This is a genomic window from Halomonas sp. AOP27-A1-41, from assembly GCF_052378605.1.
Lineage (GTDB): Bacteria > Pseudomonadota > Gammaproteobacteria > Pseudomonadales > Halomonadaceae > Vreelandella > Vreelandella citrativorans.
This window is the reverse complement of sequence record NZ_JBQSXT010000033.1, coordinates 1-21,141: the sequence shown is the minus strand read 5'-3', so window position 1 is coordinate 21,141 and position 21,141 is coordinate 1. Positions and strand designations below refer to the sequence as shown.

At 53.6% G+C, this 21,141-nt stretch carries 19 protein-coding genes; 11 read left to right on the top strand and 8 right to left on the bottom strand.

The features are described 5' to 3' along the window. Positions 1–142 precede the first annotated feature (142 nt). A complete protein-coding gene (locus ACT3TC_RS16110) occupies positions 143–1,093 on the bottom strand; it encodes an ABC transporter substrate-binding protein (RefSeq protein ID WP_444622053.1) in 951 nt (316 codons plus the stop codon). A 285-nt stretch (positions 1,094–1,378) separates the two neighbouring features. Between ACT3TC_RS16110 and ACT3TC_RS16105 the strand changes: the two genes are divergently transcribed. The 4 genes from ACT3TC_RS16105 to ACT3TC_RS16090 all read left to right on the top strand — a co-directional run bounded on the left by ACT3TC_RS16105 (position 1,379) and on the right by ACT3TC_RS16090 (position 4,917). After that, a complete protein-coding gene (locus ACT3TC_RS16105) occupies positions 1,379–2,254 on the top strand; it encodes a LysR substrate-binding domain-containing protein (RefSeq protein ID WP_444640917.1) in 876 nt (291 codons plus the stop codon). 95 nt (positions 2,255–2,349) lie between these two features. Continuing rightward, positions 2,350–3,801, top strand: coding sequence for an alanine/glycine:cation symporter family protein (locus tag ACT3TC_RS16100; protein ID WP_193054909.1), 1,452 nt, complete (start codon positions 2,350–2,352; stop codon positions 3,799–3,801). 168 nt (positions 3,802–3,969) lie between these two features. Beyond that, complete coding sequence (locus tag ACT3TC_RS16095; RefSeq protein WP_444640915.1) at positions 3,970–4,578, top strand: FMN-dependent NADH-azoreductase; 609 nt, start codon at positions 3,970–3,972, stop codon at positions 4,576–4,578. Positions 4,579–4,611: 33 nt separating this feature from the next. Beyond that, on the top strand, positions 4,612–4,917 hold the full coding sequence (locus ACT3TC_RS16090; RefSeq protein ID WP_444622056.1) for an MGMT family protein: 306 nt from the start codon (positions 4,612–4,614) through the stop codon (positions 4,915–4,917). 79 nt (positions 4,918–4,996) lie between these two features. Here ACT3TC_RS16090 and ACT3TC_RS16085 read toward each other — a convergent pair whose 3' ends face one another. From ACT3TC_RS16085 to ACT3TC_RS16065, 5 genes are all read right to left on the bottom strand, one after another. After that, entirely contained in the window at positions 4,997–6,247 is a 1,251-nt protein-coding gene (locus ACT3TC_RS16085; protein WP_193054986.1) for a multidrug effflux MFS transporter, read from the bottom strand. Continuing rightward, on the bottom strand, positions 6,240–6,842 hold the full coding sequence (locus ACT3TC_RS16080; protein WP_444640914.1) for a TetR/AcrR family transcriptional regulator: 603 nt from the start codon (positions 6,840–6,842) through the stop codon (positions 6,240–6,242). The genes ACT3TC_RS16085 and ACT3TC_RS16080 overlap by 8 nt, the downstream gene beginning before the upstream one ends. Positions 6,843–7,018: 176 nt before the next feature. After that, complete coding sequence (locus ACT3TC_RS16075; protein ID WP_226913667.1) at positions 7,019–7,300, bottom strand: nuclear transport factor 2 family protein; 282 nt, start codon at positions 7,298–7,300, stop codon at positions 7,019–7,021. Next, on the bottom strand, positions 7,290–8,855 hold the full coding sequence (locus ACT3TC_RS16070; RefSeq protein ID WP_193054988.1) for a bifunctional GNAT family N-acetyltransferase/carbon-nitrogen hydrolase family protein: 1,566 nt from the start codon (positions 8,853–8,855) through the stop codon (positions 7,290–7,292). Before ACT3TC_RS16070 ends, ACT3TC_RS16075 begins: the two co-directional genes overlap by 11 nt. A gap of 47 nt (positions 8,856–8,902) precedes the next feature. After that, on the bottom strand, positions 8,903–9,814 hold the full coding sequence (locus ACT3TC_RS16065; protein WP_444640912.1) for a DMT family transporter: 912 nt from the start codon (positions 9,812–9,814) through the stop codon (positions 8,903–8,905). Positions 9,815–9,974: 160 nt separating this feature from the next. Between ACT3TC_RS16065 and ACT3TC_RS16060 the strand changes: the two genes are divergently transcribed. From ACT3TC_RS16060 to ACT3TC_RS16040, 5 genes are all read left to right on the top strand, one after another. Next, the gene (locus tag ACT3TC_RS16060) at positions 9,975–11,996 is read left to right on the top strand and encodes an FAD-dependent oxidoreductase (protein ID WP_444640910.1); all 2,022 of its coding nucleotides are present in this window, start codon (positions 9,975–9,977) and stop codon (positions 11,994–11,996) included. 144 nt (positions 11,997–12,140) lie between these two features. Further along, positions 12,141–13,196 (top strand): threonine aldolase family protein, encoded by a 1,056-nt coding sequence (locus ACT3TC_RS16055; RefSeq protein ID WP_444640908.1) that lies wholly within the window; start codon positions 12,141–12,143, stop codon positions 13,194–13,196. Positions 13,197–13,564: 368 nt separating this feature from the next. Continuing rightward, positions 13,565–15,487 (top strand): PrkA family serine protein kinase, encoded by a 1,923-nt coding sequence (locus ACT3TC_RS16050; RefSeq protein WP_444640906.1) that lies wholly within the window; start codon positions 13,565–13,567, stop codon positions 15,485–15,487. Positions 15,488–15,527: 40 nt separating this feature from the next. Continuing rightward, on the top strand, positions 15,528–16,817 hold the full coding sequence (locus ACT3TC_RS16045) for a YeaH/YhbH family protein (RefSeq protein ID WP_444640904.1): 1,290 nt from the start codon (positions 15,528–15,530) through the stop codon (positions 16,815–16,817). Positions 16,818–16,842: 25 nt separating this feature from the next. Further along, complete coding sequence (locus ACT3TC_RS16040) at positions 16,843–18,405, top strand: SpoVR family protein (RefSeq protein WP_444640902.1); 1,563 nt, start codon at positions 16,843–16,845, stop codon at positions 18,403–18,405. 64 nt (positions 18,406–18,469) lie between these two features. Here the strand turns inward: ACT3TC_RS16040 and ACT3TC_RS16035 are convergent, their stop codons facing one another. After that, positions 18,470–18,784, bottom strand: a complete 315-nt coding sequence (locus tag ACT3TC_RS16035; protein ID WP_444640901.1) for a high-potential iron-sulfur protein — start codon at positions 18,782–18,784, stop codon at positions 18,470–18,472. A 277-nt stretch (positions 18,785–19,061) separates the two neighbouring features. Between ACT3TC_RS16035 and ACT3TC_RS16030 the strand changes: the two genes are divergently transcribed. Both ACT3TC_RS16030 and ACT3TC_RS16025 read left to right on the top strand, forming a co-directional pair. Continuing rightward, positions 19,062–19,337, top strand: a complete 276-nt coding sequence (locus ACT3TC_RS16030; protein WP_172116086.1) for an Lrp/AsnC family transcriptional regulator — start codon at positions 19,062–19,064, stop codon at positions 19,335–19,337. Between the two features lie 81 nt (positions 19,338–19,418). Continuing rightward, positions 19,419–20,282: a DNA/RNA non-specific endonuclease gene (locus tag ACT3TC_RS16025; RefSeq protein ID WP_444640899.1), complete on the top strand. Its 864-nt coding sequence runs from the start codon at positions 19,419–19,421 to the stop codon at positions 20,280–20,282. A gap of 98 nt (positions 20,283–20,380) precedes the next feature. Here the strand turns inward: ACT3TC_RS16025 and ACT3TC_RS16020 are convergent. Continuing rightward, positions 20,381–21,141 (bottom strand): hypothetical protein (locus ACT3TC_RS16020; RefSeq protein WP_444640898.1); only part of this gene is annotated, 761 nt, incomplete at its 5' end.

The window sequence follows — 21,141 nt, the reverse complement described above, 5'->3', positions numbered from 1 at the left end:
CACAAAGCCTAGGGACTCAGTTAACCCTGGGCGTGCGTGATGGGAGCTGAGTACATGGCGAGGCGAGCACCGCGACCGGTGAGGGCCGCGGCGCATCCTTGCTACGTTAAATGGTTGTGATGCGTTGGCATAAGATGCGCACTTATAACGTCAGCTGCGCTTTAATAATTGGCCAAGCGGGTTCGCCGTCGGTGTTCGTTACATCGGTAAGCATGGCTTCTATCCGCTCGGGATGATTGCTGATCCACTCCTGGGCTACCTCGGAAAGCGCACGCTCGTCTTGGCCAAACGCCTGGATCATCCAGCTTTGTTCGTCAGCGGTGAAGCTGAACTGCTCAAAAAACGTAGTGATATTGGGGTTGGCTTCAGCATAGTCGGCGCGCAGCACGGTAAGTACATCACTTTCACCGTTGTTTTCACCGAACAGATTGTCTGGATCCTCCAGGTAACGCATGGGTAGCTCAAGGTTCATCCAGTGAGGTGTCCAGCCGACCCAGACCACCGCTTGCTCACGCTCGATAGCATCGCGAGCGGCGGACAGCATGGCGATTTCGCTGGTATCAACCAGGCGCCAGTCACCCAGCTCCCAAGCGTCATTATCAATGGCGTCATGGAGAATTTCGCTGGCCGCCGAGCCAGCGCCAAAGCTGAGAATCTGACCGTTAAACAGGTCGCGGTTTTCGGCAAGGTCAGCAAAACTTTGAATGCCGCTCTCGTAAATATAGCTAGGCACCGCCAGCGTCATTTGCGCGCCATCAACGTTGTTCGCCACATCAATCAGCACGCCTGACTCTTTGCGTGGGGTGAACATGTCACGCTGAGCAGGCAGCCAGGCGCCCAGAAATACATCGATATCACCGCTCTCCATACCCTGATAGATCACCTGCAGGCCAATCTCTTGCGCGCGGGTTTCATAACCCAGCGGGTTTAATAGCTGCTCGGCTATTTCCGTCTTTACGGTAATGCCAGGCCAAGCGGGAACACCAAAATCAAGTGTTTGATCGTCGCCGTGCGTGGTGGACGCAAAGGCAGCGGATAAGAGTGCTGTGGCTACCAACGGCATGCTGGGTGAGAGGCGTAGGCAGGTTTTCATTGAGATCTCCTTGCTGAGTTTTTATATCGCGCGGGGCGGTTTATGAGTGGCGTGCCAACACACGCAGGCGAGAGGCGAGCATGTCACGCTCCAAATACGTGCCCTGGAGGTGACGAGCGCCGCTATCAAGGGTAATGACGGGGCACGAACGCTAATATCAGTTGCTTCGTCCTGAAAACGAAAATCGACCGGGGGCTCACCCGGATAGGATGCGCACTCGTCATGGCTCAAGCAAATGATTAATATGGCCTCTAAGACCTTATTTTACTTATAGGTGAATTTATCATGAGTCAGTTACCGCCACTGTTATGGCTACAGGCATTTGAGTCGGCGGCGCGAACGCTCAGCTTTACCGCGGCTGGAAATGAGTTGGCTGTTACCCAGGCGGCCATTAGTCAGCGAGTTCGGTTGTTGGAGGAGCGGTTGGGGCAAAAGCTCTTTGTGCGCCATGCGCGAAGCTTAACGCTTACGCCTGTAGGGCAAGCCTGGCTGCCCAGTATCAATGATGCTTTTTCGCGGATCAGCGAAGGAACGGCTGAGGTGTTTGGCGCTACCAGCGGGCAGCCTGTGACATTAAGAGCCACGCCGATTCTCCAGCAATCCTGGCTGGCGCCGCGTTTGGCTGCTCTTTACCAGCACTGTCCACACATCACCATTCGCCTGGTCAGCGCTATCTGGCCAGATGACTATGGGGTAGAGGGCGCTGATATCGAAATCCGTTATGGGCGGGGGGAATGGAGTGGCGTTGAAATGCACTCGCTAGGTGATGAACAACTGCTGCCAGTGTGTTCGCCAGCGCTTGCTGCAACGCTAACAACGCCTGCCGATTTAAGAGGGCACACATTGCTTCACGCGGTAGGTTTTGGTGTCGGCTGGTCAGGCTGGCTACAGGCGGCGGGCGTGGGTCATTTGGAAACGCAATGTCGTGCTATGACATGCGATAACCAGGTGATGACGTTAGCGTTAGCTAGCCAAGGCGCAGGGGTCGCGCTCATTCATCACCGTTTGTTGGAACAGCGCAATGACCTGGTGACGCCGTTTCCGGCCATTAGTGTGCCAAGCGATGAGCAGTTCTGGCTGGTACGTCCCAGCCGTCGGCAGGTAGATGACGAAGCAGCCTTAGTCTGGGCGTGGTTAGCGAGGGATATTGGAGCTGCTTAGGAGCGTTTTAAGAATAAATGCTCCAATTTTCTTGCCATTTTCGTGCAGGCGTGAAGAATGAAGCGCCTTCGATAAGTTAAAAAAAGGCGTGTTGTATGGATTTCTCGGTACCTCAACTGTTGACCGCGCTGGTTGATCGCGGCAACGGGCTGTTATGGGGCAGTGTACTGATCTACTTGCTGATCGGCGCAGGCCTCTACTTTACGATACGAACCGGTGCGATCCAGGTGCGCTATTTCGGTCACATGTTTAAACTGCTGCGCACCTCGCGCAACGCAGGTGACGGCATTTCTTCATTCCAGGCACTCTCCACCAGCCTGGCGGCACGCGTAGGCACCGGCAACCTGGCAGGTGTGGCAGTGGCGATCTACTTTGGTGGTCCTGGCGCGATTTTCTGGATGTGGATGACCGCCATGGTGGGTATGGCGACCAGCTTCATTGAATCTACCTTGGCGCAGGCCTATAAAACAGACCATGGGGATAGCACCTTTCGCGGCGGCCCCGCCCGTTATATTGAACGTGGGCTTGGACTGCGCTGGCTGGCCGTGCTGTTTTCCATCTGTTTGATTGTCGCGTTTGGATTGGCGTTTAACAGCGTACAGGCCAACTCCATCGCCCAGGCCATGGAGCAAGCATTTGCTGTTCCCACCTGGGCCATGGGGTTAGTCTTGGTGGTAGTTGTGACGCCGATTATCTTTGGTGGCTTAAAGTCCATCGCCAAGGTCGCGGAGCTGGTGGTGCCATTAATGGCTCTGCTTTACCTGCTACTCGCGCTTGTTGTGGTCGGGCTTAATATCGGTGACTTCCCGGCAGCCATCATGACCATTGTGAAGAGCGCCTTTGGCCTTGAGCAAGCGGCTGGTGGGGCCGTGGGGTATGCCGTGTCACAAGCGATTATGAACGGCATTCAACGCGGCCTGTTCTCCAACGAGGCGGGCATGGGTTCGGCGCCGAATGCGGCAGCCACCGCCAGCACGCGGCCTAATCATCCGGCTGCCCAAGGCTTTATTCAGATGCTGGGTGTGTTTCTGGATACGCTGGTTATTTGTACGGCCACGGCGGCCATTATTATTATGGCAGGGCCTGAGCTTTTAGCCGGTGAAGAGACGAATGGTATCCAATTGACCCAAATGGCGCTTTCAAGCCACGTAGGCGATTGGGGGGGCATGTTTGTAGCTGTCGCTATCTTGCTGTTCGCGTTTACTTCTTTGATTGCCAACTACTCTTACGGCGAGTCCAATATTGAGTATTTAGCGGGTCGCCGAGCGCCGGTAGCGATTCTCCTTTACCGCTTGGCGGTGCTGGCGATGATCATGGTGGGATCGGTGGCGAGTCTGGGGGCGATCTGGAACTTTGCGGATCTTTCCATGGGTATGATGGCAATTATTAACCTGGTGGCTATCCTGCTGCTTTCACCGGTTGCTTTTGCGCTGTTCCGTGATTACGAGGCGCAGTTGAAGGCAGGCAAAGAACCTACCTTTGACCCCAGCAAATTCCCCACGTTAGCCAATAAGGTTGATCCCAAGGCGTGGCCTAAAAAGCACTAATCATCAGCCAACTAAAACCCTGCTCATACAAAAGCAGGGTTTTTTTATAGATATCATCATAATTCGATTTTATCGAACGTAACACTCATATCATTGCGCTTTTGATTAATCAAAATCATCGTAAAATAGCGTCAATTCCTTATTAACCCTACGTTGGAGCTTTTTTAAATGACAACTCGTGCCCTGCTGGTTACCTCCTCTGTACTTGGTGAAAACGGTCAGTCTACCGCCTTGGCCAACCACTTCCAAAGCCGTGCGGCTGCCCGCGAAGGCGTCGATGTCACTAAGCGTGACGTGATTGCCGATGCGCTGCCTCACCTGGACATTGCGGAGCTGGGCGCATGGCAGACACCGGCTAACGAGCGCAGCGACGAGCAGAAAGCACTGGCTGCTCGCTCTGATGAACTGTTGGCCGAACTGCGTGCTAATGACGTGTTGGTCTTGGCGGTACCGATGTATAACCTGGGTATCCCTTCGCAGTTCAAAGCCTGGTTTGACCGCGTACTGCGTGCTGGCGAAACGTTCCGTTACACAGAAAACGGCCCACAAGGTCTCGTCGAAGGTAAGCGGGCGATTATCCTGGCGGCCCGTGGTGGTATGTATGCGGGGTCGGACAGGGATAGCCAAACGCCGCACCTGAAAAGCATGCTAGGCTTGATAGGCATTACCGATGTGGATGTCGTGTACGCAGAAGGTCTGAACATGGGCGAAGAGCAGCGTGCTGCAGCGCAAAAAGAAGTGTTTCAGGCAATTGATCAGCTGGTGGAAGCGCTATAAGCCGTCAGCCGAGGTAATTACGGAGAATTCGTTATGGCCCGTCCCGAGCTTTTGGAGCAGATCTATACGATTGTTGATCAGATTCCGGCGGGGCGAGTCACGACGTATGGGCGTATCGCCGCTATGACCGAAGGCGCCACACCGCGAATGGTGGGGTCTGCCATGCGCCACTTGCCTGATGGTCATGAGCTTCCCTGGCACCGGGTGATTGCGGCCTCACTTACACTTGCTGACCACGGCGGTGCTACCCGTCAGCATCAGAAATTGCGTGATGAAGGCGTGATGTTTGATGCCAAGGGCCGCGTGCCGCGCCACCTGGTGTGGCCGGATGAGCCGTAGAATATGTCCTTTCAATGAGAAGCCGCGTGGTTGCGCGGCTTTTTCGTTTGTACGTTTATTTATCCCTTTCTGAAAAGCGCTAAGTACGTGCCCCATCGAGGTGAACGTCCTGTGCTTTTTTCGTCATGGCACCGGCAAGCCGGCAGAGCAATAACGCGGCCACGCCACACAGCGTAAGTGTTAGTGGCATCAAGTGAGGCCCTTGGGTCGCTAGGCTGGCAATATAGCCGACGGCCGCCGCGATCACATAGTGCAGGGTACCCATCAGCGCCGACGCCACACCGGCCTGCGTCCCGCCAGCGTTCATGGTCAGCGCGGTCAAATTACCAAACACCAGTCCGAGCGCCCCAATCGCCACCCCCAGCAGCGCCACGTACGTTTCGAACGTGACCATATCCGTCGTGACGACCAGATATAAAAGCGCACCCGCCAGTGCATGTATACCAAGCCCGATATAAGTTACCCCGGCAGGCGTCATACCGCGTGCAGACAACGCATTGGACAGCATGCCACCGATAATCAGTCCGACAGAATTGGCGGCAAACAGATAGCTGAAATGGGTCGGGGTCATGCCAAAATGGTCGGTAAACACAAACGCTGCGGCGCTGATATAGGTGAAAAGCGACCCCAGAACAAAGCCACCGGCCGCCGTATACGCCATGAAGACCCGACGACGCGACTGAGCCAGATACCCACGCACAACACTGCCTACGCTAAGTGCTGTGCGCTGCCTAACGTCAAGCGTCTCGGGAATACCTATCAGGCTCCATGCCAAGCCGATGACGCCCAAGCCGGCCAGTGCCCAGAAGATACCGCGCCAGCCACCGTGCTCAAGCAGAAAGCCCCCCATCATGGGCGCCACGACGGGTGCAATCATCATGACTTGCATCAATAGCGAAAAGATTTTGGCAGAGCTTTTCACATCGCAAAGATCGGCCACAATGGCACGTGGAGCGACCAGGCCTGCGGCCGCGCCGATGGCCTGTAAAAAGCGGGCGGCGAGCAGCCATTCAAGCGTGGGTGCCATGGCCGCGACCACCGAACCCACCACAAAGATTACAAGCCCCACCAGAAGCGGCATTCTCCGCCCAAAACGCTCCAGCAGCGGGCCATAAAGACACTGCCCCAGCGCTAGTCCTGCCAAAAAGACCGATAGCGTTTGCTGCACGCTGCCCGCCGAGACCTCATAGGTCTGCGCAATCATCGGCATGCCGGGCAGATACATATCAATCGCCATGGCATCGAGTGCGGTCAAAAGGGCCAGCAGAATGACCAGCGCCATACCCACTGTACTTTGGTGAGTATTCTCACGAATGACCTGTTCAGTCATGATGCTCTCCTGCAAGCCTTGCGATACTGTCGCCCATGAGGCGTTCAAGTGCGTTGAGACGCGCCTCAAAGCGCTCGGTGCCAATATAGATAAGCGCCACGTGGAGGCTATCCACCATGCCCATGTAGGCGTGGCCTAGCACCAGGGCATCTTGATCGGAAAGTGCCTTTCCCACATGGCGACGCAACGCTGTCGTGAAATCTGCTAACAGCTGTTGCATGTAAGTTTCGTAGCCTTCCTGAAGCTCATGAAAAAGCGACTCGGGCGGAATATACGAGGTGCGTAGCAGAAACCGAAAGTGCTCAGAATCGGCGTAGCGTGCCAACAACGATTCGCAATAGTGCTGGCCTGGCAGTCCTGTATTGGAGTGCTCAAAGCATTCCTGAGCAAATTGCGATTCAACTTTCAAGGCATCTTCAAACACCGCCGAAAACAGCGCGTCCTTATTTTTGATATGCGAATAAAGCGACGCTTTGCGAATACCGGCGTCGGCAGCAATTCCCGACAATGAAGCGCCCTCATAACCATGCTGGGCAAACTGGGCAACGGCTGCGTTGAGCACCCGGCGCAATGCGGGTGTCGTTGTGGGTAACATTTCTTGCTCTCCAAACATGAAGTACTTAATGGTGTATGCGTCAAACATGCCAAACCCAAGCGATGCATTATAACACAAAAGCTACCGACCGGTAGGTAGCTTTTCGGTTTGTAAAAAAGGCCCTTTCGGGCCAAATAAAATTGACTGCTATCCGGTTTAAAACATAGCTGTCTAATTTAAAACATCGTGTTGTCGTTGGCCGCTTCTTCCGGCACAGACTGGATGACATCCCAGTGCTCGACGATCATTTCATTTTCAACGCGGAAGATATCCACAACGGCCTCACCGAGATCCTCATCACCATTGGTAGAGTGAACATGAAGCCAGACCAGGTCACCATCGGTCACACTACGCACGATCTCGCTCTGGTAGTCCGGGGTTTCCTTGAAGCAGCCTGCAAAGTAATCCACGAAAGACGCTTTGCCATCCGGTACTTCCGGTTCGCGCTTATACTTCAATGGAACCTGATTTCAGTGACCAGTCCCGCCAGCGTAGATCAAACAGATCCTTGCGGCGATCCTTCATGTTCGTCACTGAGCCCTCTGCGCGCACCACGGTTAGGCGAGTCAAATCCAGGTCCGAGAAGAAAATCATCTCGGTATTGGGTGTGGTTTCCGCCAGCACTGCATCGTGGGGGAAGGCGAAGTCAGAAGGGGTAAAGACGGCAGACTGCGCGTACTGGATATCCAGGTTTTCAATCGAGGGCAGGTTGCCGACGCTACCGCAGAGTACCACGTAGCACTCGTTTTCGATGGCACGTGCCTGGCCACAATGACGAACCCGCAGGTAGCCATTCTGGGTGTCGGTCCAGAACGGCACAAACAGGATATCCATGTCCTGATCGGCCAGTAGACGGCCGAGTTCTGGGAACTCTACGTCGTAGCAGATCAAAATGCCCACGCGGCCTGCATCGGTGTTAAACACCTGCAAGTTGTCACCGCCTTCGATTACCCAATCGCGACGCTCCTGAGGAGTGATATGCAGCTTGGCTTGCTTGTCGACTTCACCATCGCGGTGGAAGAGGTAGGCAACGTTGTAGAGCCGGTCATTTTCGCCCACTTCAATCATTGAACCGCCAACAATATTGATATTGTAGGAGACCGCCATGCGTGAAAGTTCGGCTTTAAAGCGCTCGGTAAAGCCTGCCAGGAAGCGTATCGCTGCCATTTGGTCCTGCTGGGCGGCGCGGTCTTGTAAGCCCATCAGCGGCGCGTAAAAGAGCTCCGGGAAAACCGCAAAGTCACTCTGGTAATCTGAAAGCGCGTCGACAAAATACTCAATCTGCTGAAGGGCGGCTTCTACCGAGGAAAACTCACGCATCTGCCACTGTACGGCGCCAACACGTACTTGGGTTGGGCGCGTATCCAGCACGTTTTCGGCAGGCTCAAAGAGAATATTGTTCCACTCGAGCAGGGTCGCGTAGCCTTTGGACTGCTCATCTTCGGGCAGGTATTTGCGCAGCAGGCGTTTTACTTGAAAGTCGTTAGCCAACTGGAACGACAAAATGGGATCGTAAATCTCCTTGCGAGAGACTTTTTCGATGTACTGGGCCGGCGTTAGCTCATCGGCATGCTGATAGTATTCGGGAATGCGCCCGCCCGCCAAAATGGCGCGCAGGTTATGCGAACGACACAGCTCTTTGCGCGCTTCGTAAAGGCGCCGCCCCAGGCGGTAGCCGCGGTAGTCCGGGTGAATCAGCACATCCAGCCCGTACATCGCATCGCCATTTTCATCGTTGAGAATAATCTCACGATGGCCAATCAGGTCGTCATATTTATGCGGGTTGGAAAACTCGTCGTAATCCACCTGAACCGTTAGCGCGACGCCTACCAGATTGCCGTCATCTTCAATGGCGATCTGGCCGTCGGGAAACTCCTGAATCAGCTTGTCGATGGTGTGGCGGGGCCAGGCGCCGCCAATATTATGATAGACAGCGTCCATCAATGTCTTGAGCTGATCGTAATCATCGCTCGTCAGGTTGCGCACATTTAGATGCAGGTCTTCCAGGGACATATCAGGGGGTTCCAGAATAAAAAAGAAAACAGCCTAGTACATGATGGCTAGGCGCTGCCCGGCTTATTCACCGACACGTTTCCCACCAGTGGGCGCGTCAAGGTTTGCGCCATGATGACGCCCGCCAGAATCAGAAGTCCACCGGTAAAGTGGAAGCCTGCCACTTGCTCGCCCAGCATCGCCATGGCAATCAGTGCGCTGAACAGAGGCATCAGGTTGATAAAAATGCTCGCCTGGTTAGCGCCAATTTGGCGGACCGCGCGCATCCATAAAAATGTGGTAATGACGGAGGCAGGAATGCCTGCATAGAGAATAAGCCCAATGTTTTGGCTATTTACAGGCGTCATTGGCCCCATCAAATAGGGTGGCAGCAAAAACAGTACCGCAAAACATACCTGAGCATAGAGCATTACCCAAGGCGGTAAGTTCATTTTCCAACGCTTTAGCATAACGCCGTAGAGCGCGTAGCAGCTGGCTGCCACCACCATTAGCGCATCGCCATGGGCAACCTCAAGCTGAAGAAGCGATAAGGGATTACCGCGGCCCAGCAACACGGTGACGCCGATAAAGGCCAGCACGCCGCCCATAACGCCGCCCTGGGTTGGCGGTTCACGCAGGATAAGCGCACTCAGCAACACGGTCAAAAGCGGCACCATCGCAGCTAGAATACCCATGTTGGTAGCCGTTGTGGTTTCCGCTGCAACATAGGCCAGCCCTTGCCATAGCCCCATACCTAAAAGACCCAGTAAGGCGAGTTTCGGCCAGTTGCGGCGTATTTCCGCACGATGACGAAGCACGGCCGGAAGCACGAAGGGCGTCATCACCGCTAGCGCCAACAGCCAGCGTAAAAAAGCGATACTGCTCGGCGCAATCGCGCCTACGGTCAACTGATTAATGGTCATGTTGCCCGACCAGATCAGCACGGTGGCTAGTGGTGGCAAAAAGTAAATCAACGGCATAGCGGTTTTCCTTATCGTTAGCCGAATAATGTTACGTGCTTTAACGCAATGAGCAAGACTGAGAAGCGATGGCTCTGGATCTCCCTGGTAAGTCGTAAAGGGCTGTACGACGGCGTTTGGATGTCATACGCTTGTTTGAATAACGCCAAGGAGAACCGTGATGACCCGTGCGCCCGCTTACCCACATCTTTTCCAGCCAATTACGATTGGCCATCTAACGCTGCCCAACCGCATTTTAATGGGCTCCATGCATACCAACCTGGAAGAGACGCCCAATGGGTTTGCAAGGTTGGCGGCTTTTTATGCTGAGCGTGCACGGGCCGGGGTAAGTTTAATCGTCACTGGGGGGATTGCGCCAAACCCGGAAGGTGCGGTGTTTCAGGGCGCCAACGCGCTAACCGATGAGACCCAGTTGGCAGAGCATCGCCAAGTGGTGGAGGCTGTTCACGCGGAAGGCGGGCATTTGTGCATGCAGATTCTCCATGCGGGGCGCTACGCCTACTCGCCTGAATTGGTGGCGCCCTCGGCAATTCAGGCACCCATTAATCCATTTACTCCCCGTGAACTAAGTAGTGACGACGTTGAACAGCAAATTGCCGACTACGTGCGCTGTGCGTCTCTGGCGCAAGAGGCGGGTTATGACGGCGTCGAAATAATGGGTTCGGAAGGCTATCTGATTAATCAGTTTATTTGCCAGCGGACCAACCAGCGCAGCGATGCCTGGGGCGGTAGTTTTGAGCATCGCATGCGCTTTCCGCTGGAAATTGTTAAACGCATTCGAGCGGCAGTGGGCGAGCGCTTTGTGGTGATTTTTCGCCTGTCGATGATTGACCTGGTGGAAGACGGCAGCACATGGCAAGAGATCGTCACGCTTGGCCAGGCGGTGGAAGCCGCGGGTGCCGATATCATTAATACCGGAATTGGCTGGCATGAAGCGCGGGTGCCCACCATTGTCACCAGCGTGCCACGTGCGGCCTTTACCGAAGTGACCCGGCGAGTAAAAGCAGCGCTTTCGGTGCCGCTGATCACCACCAACCGGATTAATATGCCAGAGATTGCCGAACAGGTGCTGTCCGAAGGCCACGCCGATATGGTGTCCATGGCGCGGCCGTTTTTGGCAGACCCGGAGTGGGTACGTAAAGCCGAAGCGGGGCAGGCCGATGAAATCAATACCTGTATTGCCTGTAACCAGGCCTGCCTGGACCACACCTTTGCAGGCAAGCTAACCTCTTGTTTGGTTAACCCGCGCGCCTGCCATGAAACCGAACTTGTGATTGAGCCCGCCACCACGCCTAAACGCGTGGCCGTGGTGGGCGGTGGGCCAGCGGGGCTTGCCACGGCCGTTACCGCCGCCAGCCGGGGCCATCACGTCGTGCTGTTTGAGCAGCGTGACACGCTGGGCGGGCAGTTTAATTACGCGCGCCGGATTCCTGGCAAAGAGGAGTTTAACGAAACCCTACGCTACTACCGCGTCATGCTGGAAAAGTACGCGGTAGAGGTCCGCTTGAACACCCGTGCCACTCCAGAAGCGCTGGCTGAGTTTGACGATATTATCATCGCCAGCGGCGTACGCCCGCGCACGCTGTCGCTGCCCGGCGCTGAACACCCCAGTGTGCTGAGCTATGCCGATGCCATTGAATCCCCCGAGCGGGTAGGTCGCCGGGTTGCCGTTATCGGGGCAGGCGGTATTGGTTTTGACGTTTCCGAGCTTTTGGCCCATGAAGAGCATCCGGCCCTTGATGTTGATACCTGGTGCGACGAGTGGGGCGTTGACTTGGCCGTTAGCGAACGCGGCGGTTTAAAAGCCCCTGTGGCGCCCGCTGTCTCACGTGACATTGTCATGCTACAGCGTAAAACCTCTAAGCCTGGCAAGTACTTGGGTAAAACCACTGGCTGGGTACACCGGGCTTCGCTAAAGGCGCGCGGTGTTTCAACCTTAACGGGCTGCGAGTATCTTAAAATTGATGAAGATGGGCTGCATATTCGCCGCGATGGCGAGAACAGCGTGCTGGGTGTGGATACGGTGGTGGTATGCGCGGGGCAGGAGTCAGTGCGTGATTTAGTGGCGCCGCTTGAAGCGCTCGGTAAACCGATTCATATCATTGGCGGTGCCGATGAGGCGGCAGAGCTTGACGCCAAGCGCGCTATTGATCAGGGAATGCGCTTGGCTGCCCAGCTTTAACCGCGTTGATAGTGGCGGGTGACGCTCGTCCATAAATGACGATAGACTGACTGATCCATCACCTTATTAAGCATAACGTGATGTTAAAGGCGCTAGTGGCACCCAGCTGGCGCTGTAACAATATGAGGTATAAGGATAATTGTCATGACGTCGGAGTGTACCCCCCGTTTTTTAGCCAGCGATAACACTTCTGGTATTTGCCCGGAAGCCATGGCGTATCTACTGGACGCTAATCAGGTTGATGACCTGGCGTATGGCAATGACCACTGGACCGAGCGTGCGGCGAACCGCTTTCGTCAAATGTTTGATTACGACTGCGAAGTGTTTTTTGTTTTTAACGGTACTGCGGCTAACTCACTGGCGCTTTCTGCGATGGGGCGCAGTTACCATAGCGTGATTTGTCATGAGCTGGCGCATATTGAAACTGACGAGTGCGGCGGCCCGGAGTTCTTCTCCAATGGCGCCAAGCTGCTGACCTCGCCAGGGGCGAATGGCAAGCTTACCCCTGAGGGGATTGAGGCGCTGGTGACGCGGCGTAGCGATATTCACTACCCAAAACCTAAAGTGGTTTCGCTGACCCAGGCGACTGAAGTAGGAACGGTATATACCCGTGAAGAACTGCTGGCCATTCGCGCGATTGCCGATAAGCATGATTTGCGCCTACACATGGATGGCGCCCGCTTTGCCAATGCCTGTGCCAGCTTGAATGCTACGCCTGCCGAGCTGACCTGGCAGGTAGGCGTTGATGCACTGTGTTTTTCTGGGACTAAAAATGGCTTGGCGATGGGCGAGGCGATTTTGTTCTTTAATCGCGAGCTGGCAGAAGATTTTTCGTATCGCTGTAAGCAGGCAGGTCAGTTGGCATCCAAAATGCGCTATATATCAGCGCCGTGGCTGGGCCTTTTGGAGAGCGGGGCGTGGCTCACCAATGCTCAACATGCTAACGCAATGGCACAATATTTAACGGAAGGGCTGCAAGCGCTGCCTGGCGTGTCGTTGATGTTTCCTGCTCAGGCAAACAGCGTCTTTGTTGAGTTGCCAGCCCATGCAATTAGCGCCCTAAAAGCCAAGGGGTGGACCTTCTATACGTTTATTGGCGCTGGTGGGGCACGCTTTGTATGTGCCTGGAATACCACCGTTGAATTACTGGATTTACTGATCGCGGATGTCAACGTCGCTCTTGAACAGCACTCTGGGTAGCAAGACTCAGGAGGTTTCAGGCGTATCGCTTTTTGTACCGCCGCTGCACACGCAGCGGCGGTTTTTTGTAGACGCTCAATAAAAAGGCGTGACGCCTGGCCCGCTATGCCAATGTTGATCATTAGTGAATCGTTAAACGTTTCTGATGAAGTGCTTTTTGGTTAAAAGCCTGTTGTATCAATATCCTGCCTTTGAAGTGCGGGAATTTTCTGGCGTATGCCTATGCGTATCACCTGTTAGCGTTGAAGTTTTAGTCATCACATTTTGCTAATGCTGGCTACGCTAATAGAGCGACACCTCGTTCGGCTCACCACGATAAAATATTCATCCGGGTGGTGATTGCTTGGGGATGGCCATAGGAGGGTTTCATGAGCATCTTTGACCACGTTCAAGACCGTTTTGCCCGCGTGCAGCAAGAAGACATGAGTTTGGAAGAGTATCTGGCGCTTTGTCGTCGTGACCCAACGGTTTATGCCAGCGCCGCGGAGCGCATGCTGGACGCCATCGGCGAGCCTGCTGTGATTGATACGGCAAAAGATCCGCGCTTATCGCGTATTTTTTCCAATAAGGTAATACGCCGCTACCCGGTATTTACTGAATTTCATGGTATGGAGGAGGCCATTGAGCAGATAGTGGCTTACTTCCGTCATGCCGCCCAGGGGCTTGAGGAGCGCAAGCAGATTCTCTATCTGCTGGGGCCGGTGGGTGGCGGTAAATCATCACTTGCGGAGCGCTTAAAACTGCTAATGGAGCGTATTCCGTTTTACGCCATTAAAGGCTCACCCGTTTATGAGTCGCCGCTTGGGTTGTTTTCACCTGAAGAGGATGGCGAACTGCTTGAAAAAGAGTATGGGGTTGCGCCGCGCTATCTGAAAAGTGTGATGTCCCCTTGGGCCGCCAAGCGTTTAAAAGAGTACGGCGGCGATATTTCCCAGTTTCGTGTAGTGCGCCTTTATCCTTCGCGGCTGCACCAGATAGCAATCTCTAAAACGGAACCGGGTGACGAGAATAACCAGGATATCTCCTCGTTAGTGGGTAAAGTCGATATCCGCCAGCTTGAGCTTTACTCCCAGGATGACCCGGATGCTTATAGCTTCTCGGGCGGGCTTTGCCGCGCTAACCAAGGGTTAATGGAATTCGTTGAGATGTTTAAGGCGCCGATCAAGGTGCTGCATCCGCTGTTGACTGCCACCCAAGAGGGGAATTACAACCCAACGGAGGGAATGGGCGCCATTCCGTTTGATGGCATTATCCTGGCGCACTCCAACGAATCCGAGTGGCAGGCATTTCGCAATAATCGCAACAACGAGGCCTTTCTTGACCGCGTATATATCGTCAAAGTGCCTTACTGCTTGCGAGTGTCTGAAGAGATCAAAATCTATCAAAAGCTACTGGAAGACTCTTCCCTCAATGCCGCACCCTGCGCACCCGATACGCTGCGCATGCTGGCGCAATTCTCGGTGCTGTCTCGGTTAAAAGTGCCTGAGAACTCCAGTATCTACTCCAAAATGCGCGTGTACGATGGCGAAAATCTAAAAGATACCGACCCGCGTGCCAAATCGATACAAGAGTACCGCGATGCGGCAGGTGTGGACGAAGGTATGCAAGGCCTCTCCACCCGTTTTGCGTTCAAGATTCTTTCCAAGGTATTTAACTTTGACAGCACCGAGGTTGCTGCTAACCCGGTACACCTGCTGTATGTGTTGGAGCAAGCGCTTGAGCGTGAGCAACTGCCCTCTGAAGTATTTGAGCGTTATCTGGGCTTTATTAAAGAATTTTTGGCGCCGCGCTATGTGGAGTTTATTGGCAAAGAGATCCAAACGGCTTATCTCGAATCCTACAGTGAGTATGGGCAGAATATTTTTGATCGCTATGTGACCTATGCCGATTTCTGGATTCAAGACCAGGAGTACCGCGACCCGGATACCGGCGAGCAGTTGAATCGCCAATCGCTTAATGAAGAGCTTGAAAAAATTGAGAAGCCAGCGGGCATTTCCAATCCCAAGGACTTCCGTCATGAAGTGGTGAACTTTGTGCTGCGAGCGCGCGCCCAGAACAACGGCATGAACCCCAGCTGGCAGTCGTATGAGAAGCTTAAGGGGGTTATTGAGCACAAGATGTTTGCTAATACCGAAGAGCTTTTGCCGGTCATCTCGTTTAATGCCAAGGCCTCAACGTCGGACCAGAAAAAACACGAGGACTTCGTCGCTCGGATGGTGGAGCGCGGCTATACCGAGAAGCAGGTGCGCCTGCTTTCCGAGTGGTACCTGCGCGTGCGTAAGTCGCAGTAAGCGCCGGTACTGCAAAGGCCCTTTGGGTTAAGGAGGTCGTATGACCTACTTTATTGATCGAAGACCTAACGCTAAACATAAGAGCGCGGTTAACCGACAGCGCTTTTTGGAGCGCTACCGTCAGCATATCAAGCGCTCAGTTGAAGAGGCGGTTAACCGCCGCTCCATTACCGATATGGAGCGTGGTGAAAACATCTCTATCCCCACCAAGGACATTTCCGAGCCGGTGTTTCAGCATGGCCCCGGCGGGGCGCGCAATATCGTTTCGCCGGGTAATAAAGAGTTTTTACAGGGTGACAGGATTCGCCGCCCCGGTGGCCAAGGCGGCGGAGGCGGTGCGGGTGAAGGGAGCGCTTCTGACCAAGGCGAAGGTAACGATGAGTTTGCGTTTACGCTTAGCCGAGAGGAGTTTTTAGAGTTTGTTTTCGATGGTTTGGAGCTTCCGCACCTGCAGCGTAAGCCGCTTAAATCATTGGAAGAAGTGAAAATGGTGCGCGCAGGCCTTTCCCGGGATGGCGTGCCCTCGCGTATCAGTATTACGCGCTCCATGCGGGAGGCCTACGCCCGCCGTATTGCCATGCGAGCACCGATCAAGCGAGCGCTAAAAGAAGCTGAGCAAGCGCTGGAGGCAGAAGAGCGCAAGGACAGCGTGCTACGTAATCCGGCACGGGTGGCTGAACTGAAAGCTGACATCGAGCGTTTAAAGAAACGCATCGAGGCAGTGCCGTTTATTGATACCTACGATTTGCGTTATCACCAGTTGGCCGCGCAACCTCAGCCCTCAAGCCAGGCGGTAATGTTCTGTGTCATGGATGTTTCAGGCTCCATGACCCAGAACCATAAAGACATTGCGAAGCGGTTTTTTCTGCTGCTTTACCTTTTTTTAGAGAAGCACTACGAAAAGGTCGAGCTGGTGTTTGTCCGCCACCATACTGCCGCAAAAGAAGTGAGTGAGGAGGAGTTCTTTTACTCCCGCGAAACGGGCGGCACCATTGTCTCAAGCGCACTCACGCTGGTGGATAGCATTGTTCAAAAGCGCTATCCCGCCGAGCAGTGGAATTTATACGTGGCCCAGGCATCGGATGGCGACAATTGGGACGATGATTCCAGTACCTGTCGCAATTTGCTGATTAAAAAGCTGATGCCTCAACTTCAGTACTACGCGTATGTAGAAATCACCCCTCACGATCATCAGTCGCTTTGGCATGAGTATCAGAGCGTTGCTGAGCACTTTCCTGAACGCTTTACGATGCGCCAAATTGTCGAAGCCAGTGATATTTATCCTGTTTTTCGTGAGCTGTTTAAACGCCGCTTGAACCAAGCGCGCTAAACGCGTGCGTGTTGAGGAGTGCGCTATGAATGCATCCCAAAAGCCCATTGCGACCGGTTCTGACTGGAGCTTTAGCGTCCTAGAGCGCTTTAACGACAAGCTCGCAGTACTTGCTGATGAGTACCGCCTGGATACGTACCCCAATCAAATGGAAGTCATCACCACCGAGCAGATGATGGATGCCTACGCCAGCGTGGGAATGCCGGTGGGCTACCATCACTGGTCATTTGGTAAGCAGTTTCTGGCCGTTGAGCACGCTTACAAACGCGGCCAAATGGGCCTGGCGTACGAGTTGGTGATTAATTCCAACCCTTGTATTGCCTATTTGATGGAAGAAAACACCCTGATGATGCAGGTGCTGGTTATGGCGCATGCCTGCTATGGGCATAATTCCTTCTTCAAGGGCAATTATCTGTTTCGTACCTGGACCGATGCCGAATCGATCGTTGATTATCTGGTGTTTGCACGTCACTACATTGCCAAATGCGAAGAGCGCCATGGCGTCCATGCGGTTGAGCAACTGTTGGATGCGTGCCACGCACTGCAAAATTACGGCGTTGACCGCTATAAACGACCTTCGCCGATCTCGGCTGAAGAGGAGGCCAAGCGTCAGGATGAGCGGGAAGCCTACCTGCAAACGCAGGTTAATATGCTGTGGCGTACGATTCCTGAGCCGCCTGGCAATGCGTCTTCGCTGCCTGGTAGCCTTAACAGCGACAACGACCCGCTAGGCCTGCACAGCGGCGGAATTTATCCGCCAGAGCCCCAGGAAAACCTGCTCTATTTTATTGAAAAAAATGCCCCGTTATTGGCCCCTTGGCAGCGTGAAATAGTGCGTATTGTGCGTAAGCTGGCACAGTATTTTTACCCCCAGCGCCAAACTCAGGTCATGAATGAAGGGTGGGCATGCTTTTGGCATTACACGTTGATGAACCGCTTGTATGACGAAGGCGATGTTGATGAAGGTCTGATGCTTGAGTTCTTGCAGTCCCACGCCGCTGTCATTAATCAACCTGACTTTGATAGTCCTTACTTCAACGGCATCAATCCGTATGCGTTGGGGTTTGCCATCTTTATGGACATCAAGCGGATATGCGAAGCACCGACCGAGGAGGATTATCAGTGGTTTGCTGATATTGCGGGCACGCCTTGGCGCAGTACGCTTGAGTTTGCTATGCGCAACTTTAAGGATGAGTCGTTTATTCAGCAGTTTCTGTCGCCCAAGGTAATGCGCGACCTTAAGTTGTTTTTAATTGTGGATGATGATCAGGCGGAAACGCTCGAAGTGGCGGCTATTCATAATGAACAGGGCTATCGCCGGGTGCGAGATGCGCTTTCTACTCAGTACGCGCTATCGGTGAAAGAACCAAATATTCAAGTGGTTGAGGCTGATATCCGGGGCGATCGCTCATTAACACTGCACCACGTACAGGACGGTCGCCGCCCCCTTGGGCGTAGTGTCTACCCGGTTATTCGGCATCTGCATGAGCTTTGGGGGTTTCCCGTACGCCTGGTTTCCATGGATGAAGGGCGGGTGACGCATCGCTACCGTTGGCCCATAGAGGAGGAAAGTAAAGACAACCCGTAAATGGTCACAGCTTACCGGTGAGTAATGTATAAAGCCCTGCGTTTGGCAGGGATTTTTAGCAGCCTTACCCCTGAGCCACCCAGGATTGACACCAGCCACCAGGTTCAACGCTATTTTCAGGAAACAGCTGACAGCCTTGATTAGCAGAGGTATAGAACATGCAGTTGTCGCACCGTTCACCTGATGTATAAGCAGGGTGGTCGCTGGCGTCACTCGCCTTTTCAACATAGCTCAGCGCTTGGGCGCTCGGTACGGAAGGGGCAAGGCGAGGTAGCGATTGAGCAAAGGCCGTTTTCGATAAAATACCGATGCCCAAGGGGAGGGTTGCCAGTCCCCATACACTGGTGCGTATAAAATGACGGCGGCTCTGATTAGCCATGGTCTCTCCTTATAGGTCACTCTCATTTGACCCTAAATATCGCGTTGTTATCCGCCCATGCTAACGAATAGATGCGTGGCGCGCGACTTCTTCGTTCAAGGCAAGGATTTAGAGAGATTTCGTGCCCAGGCTGCGGATTTAACCAGGCCTGTTATACTCCACGCTTTGGCGGCTGTTGACGTTTTTCTTGCGTATTACGCCACTAAACAGGTGTAGACGGTGTGAGTAAAATGACGATAGGCCTCGGTATCACTTACATTTTTTTAGTGAGGGCGCTATGCAAAACGCAGTTATTTTAATTAATACCGAAAAAGGCCAGGTTAAAGCAGTAGCAGAGCGTTTAGCGGACGTAGAAGGCATTAGTGAGGTGTACTCCACCTGTGGGCGTTATGACCTGGTAGCCATTGCGCGTACCCCGAATTTTGAAAGCCTGGCTGAGCTGGTGACCGAGCGCCTTAACGAGGTTGAGGGGATCAGCGATACGGAAACGCTTAACGCCATGCAGGTACATTCACGCCACGACCTTGAAACCATGTTTTCACTAGGCTGGTAATGTGGACATAGGCACCGGCCACCGCAATGGCCGCGTGTCATAAGCGGGCGATAAAAATTAGCGTGTGGGGAGTAGGGGAACGTGGGGGTATCGTTTTGGCGCTGGCGTCGAGAGGGGCGACGTCTGGGCGTCGCTTTGCTGTTTGTGGTCGCGGGAGCGGGGTTATGGGAGTTTCAGGAGCGTCAGCATCAGGATGCGTATACCTGGATGGGCGTTCCCACGTGGGAGAGTTTTCATCCCACCACGTTTCACCGCGTATTACGCAATGAGGGCTATTTAGTTGGCTGGTCGGATGTGCGTGTTAACCCGCTGTGGGTGAGTTACCAGCTGGAGGCGGTGCCGGAAGGGACCCAGATTGGCTCACGGCCCAGTTTTCAAGCGGATTGGCGGACCCTCTGGCCGGTAAAAACCGACAGCTATGCCCGGAGTGGCTATGACCGGGGACATATGGCACCTAACTATGCCATTGCCGCAGTGCACGGGCGTGATGCCCAGGTTGATACGTTTTTGATGAGTAACATGACGCCGCAGCGGCCTAATCTAAATCGTCAGCTGTGGCAGCGGTTGGAGGAGTCGGTGATCAATCACTTTGCGCCGCGTTTTGATCGCGTACAGGTGATTACCGGGCCGATATTCCCTGAACATTTTATGGATAATGTGTTTAATCGGGTGGGGTTTGTCGAAGTGCCAGAGGCGTTCTATAAGATTATTGTTGCCCCGCACGATGAGGCACCGCTCGCGCTGGCGTTCATCATGCCCCAGGACGTTCGCGGCAACGAACCGTTAGATGATTACCTGGTCACTATTAATGACATAGAAGCGCGTACCGGGCTTAATTTTTTCCCGGACCTGACACCCGAAATGGAAACCGTGCTGGAAGGTGAGTTGCGTACGCAAGGATGGGCACTGGAGGAGGTCGCACGGCGACCTGGGCGTTTTCAGTAAATCATCAGTGTAGCGATTGGCGGCGAGCATTATATTTTAGCGGGTAGCGCTCTCGTTCAATAAAATGCTCGCCTTGCTGAGGGGCCTTATGCAGGTTATCAGTTAAAGGCGTAATTCAAGCCAAGCCAGAAAGAGCGTCCAATCTGATAGTTACTGGTATTACCTGTGACCCTGTCGAATATATTTTTAATTCTAAAATCAACTGAGGCGTTGTGAATGTTTTTGTTTAAAAAATAATATTTAATATTTGTATCAACGGTCATCAAAGACCCCGTGTTAGTGTCCTCATAGATATCATAAGTGTTGCCCTCGTTGTCTGTATAGCTTTCTCTGGAATCGGTTAAATACTCGTATTTACCGCGATAATTTAAACTGGTATCAGTAATTAAATTGCCGTTAAGCCAGCCCGTTGCCCAGTTCACAGAGGCTTTGAAGGGGGCTGCGAAGTTTTGCCGTGCATCTTGTTCGCGTAGGTCGGCCATAGACATGATTGCATTGCTGTAATAGACGAGCTCATTTTGATCGTCGGCTTCATACGTATAATCAACGGCTCCATTAGTCCGAGTTTCTGACCAAACCACGTTTGCATTGAAAAAATGGCTTTTATAGCTACCAGACCACTCCAACGCATAACCAAGGTAATCCGTCTCTCCATCGTTAGACATCGTATAGTAATCATTGCCATCACGATCCGTAAGTTTTTCGCTGCGAGAGAACTGATCGCGGTTTTCACGATACACGACTTTAGGGCGAAAGTGGCCATTCAGTGACGTTGGAATCGTCAGTGACGCCGTCAACTCGTCACTATAAGGGGTCTGCAGGTTAGAGGAAGAGTAGTTGGTAACCGAGGGTTGAAAGT